At 43.0% G+C, this 12,440-nt stretch carries 10 protein-coding genes; 2 read left to right on the top strand and 8 right to left on the bottom strand.

Translation table 11 applies throughout. The features are described from left to right. Positions 1–151: 151 nt before the first annotated feature. Positions 152–1,867, top strand: a complete 1,716-nt coding sequence (locus tag WBA23_RS08275; protein WP_424581803.1) for a metallophosphoesterase — start codon at positions 152–154, stop codon at positions 1,865–1,867. A gap of 52 nt (positions 1,868–1,919) precedes the next feature. On the opposite strand, the gene WBA23_RS08270 is transcribed toward WBA23_RS08275, so the two are convergent. From WBA23_RS08270 to WBA23_RS08240, 7 genes are all read right to left on the bottom strand, one after another. Beyond that, on the bottom strand, positions 1,920–4,034 hold the full coding sequence (locus WBA23_RS08270) for a peptidylprolyl isomerase (RefSeq protein ID WP_424581802.1): 2,115 nt from the start codon (positions 4,032–4,034) through the stop codon (positions 1,920–1,922). Positions 4,035–4,265: 231 nt separating this feature from the next. Further along, positions 4,266–5,561, bottom strand: a complete 1,296-nt coding sequence (locus WBA23_RS08265; RefSeq protein ID WP_424581801.1) for a hemolysin family protein — start codon at positions 5,559–5,561, stop codon at positions 4,266–4,268. Positions 5,562–5,705: 144 nt separating this feature from the next. After that, positions 5,706–5,876 (bottom strand): hypothetical protein, encoded by a 171-nt coding sequence (locus WBA23_RS08260; protein ID WP_424581800.1) that lies wholly within the window; start codon positions 5,874–5,876, stop codon positions 5,706–5,708. 1 nt (position 5,877) lies between these two features. Further along, entirely contained in the window at positions 5,878–6,408 is a 531-nt protein-coding gene (gene lptC, locus WBA23_RS08255; protein ID WP_424581799.1) for an LPS export ABC transporter periplasmic protein LptC, read from the bottom strand. A gap of 108 nt (positions 6,409–6,516) precedes the next feature. Next, on the bottom strand, positions 6,517–7,839 hold the full coding sequence (locus WBA23_RS08250; protein ID WP_424581798.1) for a hypothetical protein: 1,323 nt from the start codon (positions 7,837–7,839) through the stop codon (positions 6,517–6,519). Positions 7,840–8,142: 303 nt separating this feature from the next. Next, positions 8,143–9,414, bottom strand: coding sequence for a hypothetical protein (locus WBA23_RS08245; RefSeq protein WP_424581797.1), 1,272 nt, complete (start codon positions 9,412–9,414; stop codon positions 8,143–8,145). Further along, positions 9,401–10,132 (bottom strand): type III pantothenate kinase, encoded by a 732-nt coding sequence (locus WBA23_RS08240; protein ID WP_424581796.1) that lies wholly within the window; start codon positions 10,130–10,132, stop codon positions 9,401–9,403. Before WBA23_RS08240 ends, WBA23_RS08245 begins: the two co-directional genes overlap by 14 nt. Positions 10,133–10,335: 203 nt before the next feature. Here WBA23_RS08240 and WBA23_RS08235 point away from each other — a divergent pair, with 203 nt between their 5' ends. Then, positions 10,336–11,871 carry a sodium:proton antiporter gene (locus WBA23_RS08235; RefSeq protein ID WP_424581795.1) on the top strand — a complete coding sequence of 512 codons (1,536 nt, stop codon included), beginning with the start codon at positions 10,336–10,338 and terminating at the stop codon, positions 11,869–11,871. On the opposite strand, the gene WBA23_RS08230 is transcribed toward WBA23_RS08235, so the two are convergent. After that, positions 11,782–12,440: DNA replication/repair protein RecF (locus WBA23_RS08230; RefSeq protein ID WP_424581794.1), on the bottom strand; the 659-nt coding region annotated here is incomplete at its 5' end. The two genes, WBA23_RS08235 and WBA23_RS08230, sit on opposite strands and share 90 nt — an antisense overlap.

Here is a 12,440-nt window from a genome sequence, read left to right as displayed (position 1 = left end):
TGAAAGGTTAAAGGATATAGTGGTGGAAGAATAATAAAATTGCAGAATGATTGAGTGAGGGTAATATATTCACTCATTACAGTTGTAGAAGATTAAATGATGAATCAACTTCGCACTTATGAGAAGCGTTAACTAGGTAGAAGTACACACTATGCAATTTGATCCTCAGAAAATGGTAGGTTGGTACCAGGTAAAGCAATTAATCTTTACCGGACTGAAGGCGCTACTGTCTTACATTTTCGGTAATTACTCTGACCGTCGGGAAGTTCAGGCAGCCCTTAGCGGTACTGATCGCTATGACTTTAGTGAAGGTGATGAGCTATGGTTTGACTACGTAGCTGACGTAGGCGACGGGTTTAGTGCTACGTATTCAGTAGCCAAGCTGTTAGCTCAGCCGCAACTAACCTTTAGTCCAGAAGTTACTCAGCGTGGTCGCATTTTGGTAATGGGCGGTGACCAAGTGTACCCTACCCCCGAAATGCACGAGTACGAAAACCGCTTGAAAGGTCCATACCAATCGGCCCTGTCGCGCTGTGATGATCAATCTAGTCCAGCCCTGTTTGCTATTCCGGGGAATCACGACTGGTACGATGGGTTAACTAATTTTTTGAAGGTTTTTTGTCAAGAGCGTTTTATCGGGGCCTGGCAAACGCATCAGAAACGGAGCTACTGGGCTATTCAACTACCTCATCGTTACTGGATTTGGGGTATTGATATTCAGCTTAATTCTGATATTGACCAGCCTCAGAAAAGCTATTTCTCAGATATTGTAGATCGATATATGCAACCGGGTGATAGCGTTATTCTTTGCACCGCCGAACCCAGTTGGGTATTTAAGGATCGCTACCGGCTGGAGGATTCTTATGAGCGACTGCGCTTCTTTGAGCAGCGATTCATACTGGACAATCAGTTGGAATTAGTGGCTACGCTGTCGGGCGATTTGCACCATTACGCGCGTTACGCTAAGATGGAAGATGGAAAGGAAACTATGCAGCGAATTACGGCGGGGGGTGGCGGAGCGTTTCTACACCCTACCCACAACCTCAATAATCATCTTCGCAAGGTAGAAGACGAAGATTTAGATTTGAAAGCCGTTTATCCCGACAAAGAAACTTCCCGAAAGTTAGGTTTTAAAAACATACTATTTCCCTATTTGAATCCAAGTTTTTCGTTTTTTCTGGGCGTATATTATCTGCTGCTTACTTGGGTATTGGAAACTGATGCTAGCCGGGGAGTTGCTTCACTACTAGAACAATTAGGTGAGACCAGTGGACTGTGGTCAGCGTTTGATACATTTTTCCACGTACTGATTCGTAGTCCACTTGCTTTTATTTTGGGAATTTTTTTAGTGGCCAGTTTTACCTGGTTTGCCGACGAAAACGCCGGAAAGTCTAAGTACACCTGGATAATAGGATTTTTACACGGAGGACTACACTTGGTAGTTTGTAGTATATTGATTTGGGGCTTTGCTACCATAAATTTGCGCTACCTGGAATTAGAAGTGATTAGCGTTACTCAGGTAGTGCTGTTCGCGATTGAAATGATGGTGATTGGTAGTATCTGCGGTGGAATACTGGTAGGCTTGTATTTATTGGCAAGTAATTTAGTATTAGGTATTCACGATAATGAGTCATTTTCGGCACTGCACGAAGAAGGTTACAAGAACTTCTTGCGATTCCATTTGACTCCAACTCAGCTAACGCTGTATTCTATTGGCATAAAGCGGGTGAATAAGAACTGGGAAAGAAAAGGCAAGTTTGCTTTTAGTGGCCAGTTGCCTAAAGCTCACTTAATTGAACCGCCTGTCGTATTAAGGACTACTCGTGTTAAGAAGCATGAACAAAAGGTTTCACTTTCAGACTCATAAAAAAAGCGAAAGGAGAAAACTCTTTCGCTTCTGAAAATAATTGCCCTCAAAATCAATAAAACTTGTACCGTTCGTCCTCAATATCAGCGGACTCTTCTACGGCTTCTGCAATATTAAAAGCTACTCGAGAACCACGTTGCTGCTGAAGCTGATCTTTATACGTAGCGTAATCCGCAATTTCAGGGGCATCAGTCAGGGCATCTAGCTTAATAATTACTACACCGTTTTCAGTAGTGATTGGTTCTGATACCTGGCCAGATTCCATAGCAAATGCCCTGCCTATTGCCTCTGGAGCAAAGCCAACATTGGGTAGAGTATTGGTACTCAACTTCAGGTCGCTACTAGAGTACACATTGGCGTCAGTTCCGTAAGCATTCGCAATTTCTTGCAGGCTACCCGAAAGCCCGTTAAGTTTTTCCACAATCACTTCACCTTTCTTTTTGGCTTTTACTTTCGCTTCAACCTCGGGGCGCACATCGGCTAATTTGGCAGAACCTTCTTCGGCTGCTCCGGTTAGTACTGCTACCACATAAGCATCTGGCAGTTCAAATACCTCAGAAATATCACCAACCGAAGCATCTCTAAACGCCCATTGTACCACTTGGCGAGCATCAGTTAGCCCAGTAACAGTCTGCGCATTTTTTTGGATATTCTCAGCCTCGCGCACATCCAAAGAATCTTGGTCAGCCCGACTGGTGAAGCTATTTATTCCGTCGATTTCACTAGCAAATAGATCTGCCTCACGGAAAGCTTCATCCCGGGTTTGATCACTAGGGTATAATTCTCGTTCTACTACAGCTACTTTATACGCTTGGTTGGTAGAAGCTTCCGATACTGTAATAATGTGGAAGCCATAATCAGTTTTAATCAATCGAGGGATCAACCCAGTTTCACTCTGGCCGAACACTGCATCTTCAAAAGGAGTCACCATTTGGCCCTCTGAGAACCAACCTAAGTCACCACCTTGAGCCGAAGAACCATCTTCGCTATGTTCGCGGGCCAGTTCGGCAAAGTTTGCCCCGTTACGTAATTGGTTAAGCAAATCCTGCGCTTCGCTACGGGCTTCGGCTTCAGTGCGAGAATCATCGGTTTTAATTAAAATATGACTAGCTCGAGCGTAAGAGACAGTATCTTCGTACACCTCATCTACTTTATAAAGAGTATAAGCATCACCTTGGTTAAACGGACCATATACGCTTCCTTCAGTAAGGTTAGAAGCACTGTCGGCCAAAGGGGTAGGCAAATTTCCTATATTAAAAGATTGGTAGGGAGCACCGCCGCTAATCGGATCGGATTGAATTACTGCGAATGTTGAATCATTCGTCGCTTCAGTAAAATCAAGCTTAAGCTCATCTAGCTCAGCCGTGAAATCTTCGGTGTCAATCTCCGATGGTACAATAGGAAAGCGAACAAATTGTATAGCTCGATTTTCTTCTACTTCATATTCTTCCTGATGCTTATCCAAATAACTCTGCAACTCAGCATCAGTCACGCTAACTGCTGAATCACCTACGGCGTAGTACGGAACGTATAAATACTCTACTTCAGCTACTTTATTCTCTGCTTGGTAGTGGCGTTTCGCCTCCTCTTGGGTTACGTAATTCCCAGCAATAAGTAAGTTATCATACTTCAACCGCTCGCGGGCATCGCGAAGGTTCTGCTCATAGAGTTGCCACGATATCTGCTGATCAGGTTGTAGTTGAGGCAATGCCTGAAGATAGTTTAGCAGTTGGTTGCGGTCGAACTCACCAGTATTAGGGTCAGTAAATGACTGGCGGATGCCCGGATCAATGTTGTTGCCCTGCACCATGTCGATGAGCTCTCGCTCGGAAACGGTAATGCCTAATTTCTTAAACTGCTGACCAAATGCTTTTTCGGCAATAAGTTTATTCCAAGCCTGCTGACGAATTGAAGTCATTTCTTGCTCAGAAGGCTGGCGTTGCGTACGTAGGGCAAAATTCGCCTTCTGCTCGTTAATTTCCTGTAGGTACTCATCCTGTGAAACTTCCTGTCCGGCAATCTCGCCTACGGTGGTATCAGGGCCACCCAGAATCTGACCACCCGAACCGCTAAGCAGGTCGCCACCTACTACAAACATGGTAAGGCCTATTGCGACTGCGCCAACAATAAGAGCTGTTTTTTCCCGAATCTTTCCAATCAATGACATATTTTCTACTGTGTTATGGTCTGTCTTATCTTTCTATTTGATGTACTGACAATGACGAATAGTTAATGAGTAATAACATCGCAAGCAAATATATTATTCATTCGTAACTCATTTTTTCAAAACGAACCGCAAAGATAAAAATTTCAATTAATTTCCCGGTAAAATTTACAAACGGTATTTCTGCAAGTTTAGAACTGAACATTAATTAAGCAAAAACACGCGCAGAATAGTTTATTGTTTAGAGGCTTCTTGGGGGGGCATCGTTACTTTCACATTATCGATACGGTTATCGCTCATGGACATGACTGTAAACGTATAAGTTTCTGTTGTGACTATATCTCCCTTCTCGGGTATCTTGCCGGTGAGGCTAAGTATATGCCCGCCCAAGGTATCATAATCCCCTTCCGGAATATTCCAATCGTATTTATCATTAAGGTAGTCTATCTCGTGTCGGGCACTAATTAAATAGTTTTCTTCGTCAATTTTAAGTTCTACCCAGTCTTCATCGTCATGCTCATCCTGAATTTCGCCGAAAATCTCTTCAATAATATCTTCCATACTCACAATGCCAGCAGTTCCGCCAAACTCATCTACTACCAAAGCCAAACTTTTATGCTCCGTAATAAACTGAATCATCAACTCATTAGCCGGAATTGTTTCGGGTACAATAATAATGGGAGTTAAAATTTGCTGAATAGTGGTAGGTTTTTTAAAGAGCTCCAAAGAATGGCAGTAGCCAATAACGTTATCAATAGTTTCTTTATAAACCAGTATTTTAGAATGACCGCTTTCAATAAACGCTTCCTTTAGTTCTTCTATTTCGTCTTCTATGTCAACAGCTACTACTTCTGTACGAGGAATGAGACATTCCCGTACTTTTACCGTTTTAAACTCAAGCGCATTAGTAAAAATCTTAGTGTTAATTTTATGGCCGTTTTCGTCGGTTTGCTCTTCCCGCAACGCTTCGCTCAGTGTGTTTTTTACGTAATTATTCAAATCTGTCAGTCCAAACACGGGCTTGTCATTACGATACTCAAAACCTAGCACGTGAATAATAACCCACTGCGATACTTTATCAATAATCCAGACCGGGAAATAGAGTAAGCCGTAAACGAGCGTGAATGGAAGAGTTAATAACAATAAAAGGCCGTTAGGATCAATCAAGAACACACTTTTAGGTGTAAACTCAGCCACAATCAGCACAATTAGTGTGGCAATGATAGTCTGGATGAGCAGAACCACTACATCGTTATTAATTACTTCCGGAATATGGTTTACGAGCAGGGGTTCTAAAAACGTAGCTATAAAAAACGAGTAAAGCACCAAGGCCAGATTATTGCCAACTAGCGTAGTTCCAATGAAGCGAGTAGGGTATTGGGTGAAATAAGAAAGGATTCGTCCGGAAAGAGAACCTTTTTGCCCAGCTAACTCTATACGAAGTTTGTCAGCCGATATAAAAGCAATCTCAATTCCAGAGAAGAAAGCTGAGAATAGCAGACAAATAACTACGATAATTAGAATGTCCATTTATTTTTTATGGGATGACTGGTTAGGTGGTTGGTAGTTATTAGTTAAAGGGAAACAAAGCACTAAATTGCTATCAGTCTATAGTCCACAGTATTTTATCCTTTGTTTTTATTTGTTGCTCATTTGCTCACCGCTAACTATTCATCATTTACGTCGGCGGAAATTGTACCAGAGTAATAAGCCTACCGAAACCATAAAAAGCCAATACGAGTAGCTTAGACCGACCGTCATGGTTTCGTATACTCCAATGATAAATACTCCGACACAAAGCGAAAAAATGATATAATCAACCAGTTTCGTATCAACTAATTTCATACTATTCTAATGAAAAAATACCGGTAGGTTTGAGAATCTCATACGAAGAAAAATCCTCTTTTGCTTCCAACCCTTCGCCCATCAATAGTTCACCGTCTGACTCAATTTCTACGTACCGATCAGTATTGATACTGTGTTTATCTTTTTCCCAGTGCAATAGCTCAGTTTCTAACTTTTCTCCGGTTTCCAAATTCTTTACCACTACTTCGCCTGTTGCGGTGTATTTGTTTTCCTCTTTACTATAATAACCCTTGTTTGCCTTAATAGATGTGCTTTTTACTCCCTCCTCGTTAAAGAATTCAATATAAATACCTTCGGGGAAATCCATATCCTCGTTGCCGTATTGCAGCTGCCGTTGAGCTTCTAACTTGATGCGCACTTGAGCGGAGTCGCTGTAGAGAATCTCAGTATTGGTTGCTTCCATCACCGGGCCCTCGTACTCCTTGAAATCTTCGGCACTCTGCCCCTCGTCGTCACATGCTCCGAACAAGCCGGCTACAATAAATAACAGAATACAACATTGCTTACTCATAAACAACATACGATACTAGATTCTTACTATCTCTCTTGACGAAAAAAAGCCATTTCCTGTTGCAGTTTTCTGCTCACAAGAAATGGCTTAAGCTTTAGGGATAACTATTTAGTCTCGGGTCCGAATGGTTACGGTTTCACCCACCCAGCAGCCAACCGCAATTTGGTCGCCTACTTCTTTGTTATAAGTAAATACTTCTTCCTTAGAGGGGAACTGCTCCTTAGCATTGGCCATGGCTGATGTATTACCAGCCTTGCGGTACATCTCGTAAGCGGCGATAAAAACCGCGCGATCTTCCACTATATCTTGTCCGCCCTTGCACTGTTCGTAGCTTTGCATGTACATTCCACCAATAGTTGAATAAGCTTTTGTAGATAACTCACTATCCATGTTGGCTGCTTGCAAAAGATACTTGCGGGCGGTGGACTTCTGTCCTTCCTTAAGTGCAATCGTTCCCAAGTCCATTGTAATGTCAGCTTTTTGTTCATCACTGGAAGAAATCTCTATGGCTTTATTAAACCACTCTTTGGCTTTTTCGTAATCCTCGGCAACCATCGCCCGGGTTCCTAATGCCTTAGCTAAGCCAGGGTCTTCTTCGCCATTGTCAAATAACGTTTCGGCGGCCTGCATAAAGAAATCCTGATCGGTGCAAGAAGAGGCCAGTGATAATGAGATAACGCGTTTAGCTAAATCTACATCACTAGGGTTTTGCTCCAACTTAGGCATCAGCTTCTGTTGGATCTGATCGCAGCTCATAGTAAAGAATCCCGCAAATATACTGTCTATATTCTCACCCGCTTGAGCGTACTTACTAGCACTTTTTCCGCCAGCAGCGACCTGTTTCTCGATCATTTGCCCTAAACGATCGTAGTAGTCAAGCATTTGCTCGTCATTAATTTCGCCTTTTTCGTACTGGTTCTTTAGTACCGACATAAAAGGAACAATGTTATAATAAACTAACACGTCATCGCTTTTTTCCATTGCACCTGAGAACAGCTCCATTAATTTGCCGTACTCGCTGGGCTCCTTATAGAGTAGCTTAAAGGCAGTATTTGCTTTACGATTAGCAATATCGGCTGCATTCTCTTTATCAAAGTACTGTAAGCGCAGATCAAACATCTCTAGCGCTTTAGTAATATATTCCTCTTTCTTAGTAGCGTCCGATTCTTTGCCAGCCAATTCTTCGTAGATAGTAGCTCCATCTACGTATATCTTAGGATTAAGATCAGGAGCGTTTTCGTGGAGCCAGGTGAGAGGCTCTACCGCACCTTCGTAGTTTTTTTGCTTTTTAGCATCAGTGTATAGCACATAATTGGTTTGCGCAGTTGATTTATCTTCAGGCCAATTAAAATTTTGGGCCTTCAATCCGGAGGTCGTAATGAGTAGAAACAATACCGACCAAAAAGCAGTAGAGTAAGCTCTGTATTTCATGATATTCTTTTTGGTTAAACTATTTATTAAAATTCTATAATACGTACTGAATAATGCTTGATTCAAAAACAATTCCAATTTGTTACAAATATGATAATGTAAGCTTTATTCTTTAAAGGAAACGTAAATATAATACAATCATCGTAGAATATAGAAGAATGTGGGGAACAAATTCGCCGATGAACTACTCCCAACTTGCCTAAAGATAAACAAGTTTGATACCAAGATTATATTTGAACTACAAATATGGCGAGAATGTAACTACTTGTATGCCAAAATGTTGATAGGCTACAACGAAAAATATTAGTTAAACTTTCGGCGAATAAACCAGCGGTCATTAAATGTAATGCCGGCTGAAATTTTAAAATAATCCTCGCGAATTAATCCCCCGTCCGTTGTGCCGCGTCGGCCTGCTTCCAGCGAAATATTGGTGCTAGAAAGATTACTCATGGGTAAGGAAAAACCTATATTTAGACCAAAATCGGTAATTTGACGGTTTTCTACCGCAAAAGGAGTATTACGGTAAAAGAAACCAACCCGATAGGCCATCCGGGCTAGGTAGCTATTTATTGAAGTAATGTTCGGAATTATTTGCCCGCCTACCAAGAGTTCATAACTATTACGCATTCCGTCGTTGCTACCACTAAATGACTGATAATCTTCCCAGGGTTGAGTCAAAAAATCTACACCTATTAGATACTTTAATGACTTCTCTACAGAAATTCCTACTCCTAGCCGGGAGGGTAGCGTAACACCGCGTTGTACCGACAATGAGTCAAGACGTTCACTTCGCGCAACGGGCGAGGTGGGGGCAATGGAGCTAAGGGTTACTTCGCGGGTGGCCCGTATCTGCATTTCGGGCTGAAACGTGGCTCCTAGATTCAGTAGAGTTTGACTGCCCAGTTTGATTCCGTACGAGATGCTCGGCTCAAAAAGAAGATCAGAGTAGTAAATCTGATCTTCCAGTTCGGTACGCTGAGCTAAGAGCCCATTAACCAAGACGGTTCTGGTTTCGGTAATGGGACCAAATAAATAGCTTACTCGTAAACCAAGTCCTAAATTACCTACTACCCGTAATCCGGTGGCGAAAGAAGCGACATTAAGCCCCCCGTCACCATCAATTATTTGAATGCCCGCGTTGGAAGTACCACTAATGGTAAGGGTTTCTTCAATTCGGTAGTCCACCACGCTAAACGGGGCCACTCCCAAACTCACAGTCCACCGATTAGGAATTATTGGAAACGAAAACACTCCGTAGCGTAGCCCGCCGCTCGTGCGACTAATACTTTCTTCTTCGCGCTGCATATTGTTTTGCTCTACGCTAAACGCTATATCAAACGATGAAAGGTTATTCTTATACAGAAAAGAAGGGTTTGCGTAGTTGATGAATAGGGCATTACCACTGCCAATACCAATACCGCCCATTCCTTGGTTATGCACCAACGTAGGACGAATCATATTTCCTAGCCCCTGCGATGAATAAGGAGAAACGCCTATTTGCGCCTGGGCCGAAACCGCCAAGCCTAACAATCCCATTAGCAGAAAAGCCTTTGGGAGAATACTACAAACTTTCATATTGTACTATACTGTTTAATCCTATCAATACTAGTTCTGGAACATAGGTATGGTCCGAAAAGAGCCACGGATGAAGAAACTTTATATCACCACCGCAGGTTACGACTTGCAAAGCTGCAAATTTGTCGGCATACCTCCGAATTATTTGATCAATTTCCGCAGCCATCCCTATCAACCCTCCACTTTTTAGGCCGGCTTCGGTATTCTGGCCAATAAAGGAAATATTGCTGCTTTCTTCGGGTGATTCTACGGATACTAACGGCAGACGAGCCGTAAAAGTGTGCATCGCTTGCCAGCGCATCCGTAAACCGGGAGAAATGCTTCCGCCCAGATAATAACCTTTATCAGTTAGCAAATCGTAGGTAACGCAAGTGCCCGCATCAATCACCAGTAAATTTCGATTAGGGAACCGCTCGTAGGCACCAGCCACAGCAGCAATACGATCGGTACCTAGCGTAGTGGGAGAGTGGTAACTATTGCGAAAGGGTAGGGGAGTGCTGCTATCTAATATAACGAACCGGGTACTACCGGGCACAAGCTCGCGAAGCGGTTGAGTGTGAGCAGAAACTGAAGACACAATTACTTGCTCAGGGCGATTACGGCTGATTTGAGAAGATAATTTTTCTAAGCTGGTTTTAGGCTGAATGTCCACTAGCTGACTATTCTCAAACCACCCCGCTTTCACGTAAGTATTACCAATATCAATGGCTAAGTTCATGAAATTGTTCTAATCTGTTGGTGTTTCTCGCTTACTTTGGTAATTTGCTTGCATCTATTTCTAGGGAATTCCCCCGAAATAGTAAGACTATCTACTTTTTAGACACAACATAGATGATAGCTAATAGATTGAAGTAGCAAGATTATTTTCTGCTATTTTCTACCTGAGCTAAACCATCTTCCGAAGATAACTAACCTTACTCAATGAAGCGATCGGTACTTAGTGCTATACTATTAATATTACTCTGTTCGGTTTATACCCCTACCTACTCTACCGCTCAACATCAGGAAATTCCGGTTCAACTTGTACAGCACCAAGAAGAGGAACAGCAAGGGCAAGACCATATAACCGCCCCCGAAGCTCAGCACGAAGAAGGCGAGGAACACGCCGAGGGGCACGGGGAAGAGCATATTGCCGCTCCTGCCTGGACAGTAATCCCATTTGTACTATTGCTGCTTATGATCGCTACCGGACCATTGTTCTACGAGCATTTCTGGCATAAAAACTACCCCATTTTAGCGGTGCTACTGGCAGTAATTGTTATGTCCTACTATATTTTTGTATTGGGGAATGCGGGTGAGCCGGTTCACGCCCTGTTTGAGTATCTGCAATTTATCGCCCTGCTCTCCTCCTTATTTATTGCATCCGGTGGTATTTTAATAAAAATTGATCGGAAGGCCACTCCCATAATGAACTCAGCTATTCTGCTAATCGGCTCGGCAATATCAAATCTCATTGGCACTACCGGGGCCTCCATGTTACTAATTCGTCCTTACATTCGACTTAACCAACATCGGATTCGTTCGTATCATATTATCTTCTTCATCTTTATGGTGAGCAATGTAGGTGGTTCACTCACTCCTATTGGCGACCCACCTTTGTTTTTAGGCTTCTTACGGGGCGTTCCATTCTTCTGGACGATTTCCCACGTAGTTATTCAGTGGGTGTTTGTATTAGCTGTGCTGGTAGCAATATTCTTTATACTAGATAGGCGAAACAGTTCGGTCATTAATGGAGAAGACGAGCCGGAATCGCACTCCGGTAAAATTACTATTGTAGGAAAACGAAATTTTCTATGGTTAGCCGTAGTTATCGGAGCAGTATTTATTGATCCTAACAAAGTAGAATGGCTACCTCATATTAACTACCACGGAACTCGCTTTTCCTTCGTACGAGAACTCATCATGTTTGCGGTAGCCTTCCTCTCATTCCGCTTGGCTAAGAAGGAAGCGATTAAAGGAAACGAATTCAGTTTTGAACCCATCCGAGAGGTCGCCTTTATCTTTATTGGTATTTTCGGTACAATGATGCCGGCCTTAGAACTGGTAGGTGATTTTGCTAAATCAGAAACGGGTCGGGAGTTAATTACCCACAATACTCTGTACTGGGGTACGGGAATTTTATCGGGATTTCTGGATAATGCACCTACTTACCTGAACTTCCTGGCGGCCGCTATGGCTTCGGTAGGAGCGAATGTAAATGATTCGCAGGATGTTTTAGCATTCTCTCAGGGTGCGTACCCCGATAGTATTATGTACTTAACGGCTATTTCAGTAGCTGCCGTATTCTTCGGAGCCATGAGCTACATTGGCAACGGGCCCAATTTTATGGTAAAATCTATTGCTGAGCAGGTAGGTATTCGGATGCCCTCATTCTTCGGCTACATTATTCGGTTCTCGCTGCCGATCCTGCTGCCCATTCTGGTGATAGTCTGGTTGATCTTCTTCGCCTTCCACTAAAGTTTCAGTGATTTCACCTTTCTGAACGGTAAAATACTTTTTCTCACCTGCTATAGTGCCAAAAATGCTGCGAGTGCGCTCGGGACGGGCATCAGTAACAAACAGTTGGCCAAACGACTGCTGCACGACCATTTCCGTCAGCTTACCAATGCGAAAGTCATCGAGCTTATCAAAAATATCATCTAACAGCAAAATAGGCTTAAGCTGTTTTTCGTCTCGCAGTACGTCAAATTGCGCCAGCTTGAGGGCAATAACGAAGGATTTTTGTTGCCCCTGCGATCCGTAGCGTTTAATCGGAAAGTCATCAATCCGAAACTCGTAATCATCGCGATGAACTCCTTGGGTGGTGCGCTGGAGTGCTAAATCTTTTCGGTAAGCTTTATAAAAAACCGAGCGGTATTCGCTTTCGGCAAAATGAGCGGTATACCGTATGCCTACCTCCTCTTTCTTTCCGGAAAGATTATTGTAGTGGCTACTAAAGTGGGGGATAAACGTCTGAAGGAAGTCAGCTCGCTGCTGGTACAACCGATGCCCCACATCCAGCAATTGGTCGCTGTAAGAATCCAGCA

Origin of the sequence: Tunicatimonas sp. (genome assembly GCF_049647865.1) — a bacterium.
In the GTDB taxonomy this organism is placed as follows: Bacteria; Bacteroidota; Bacteroidia; order Cytophagales; family Cyclobacteriaceae; genus Tunicatimonas.
This window is presented reverse-complemented; position numbering and strand designations above follow the sequence as displayed.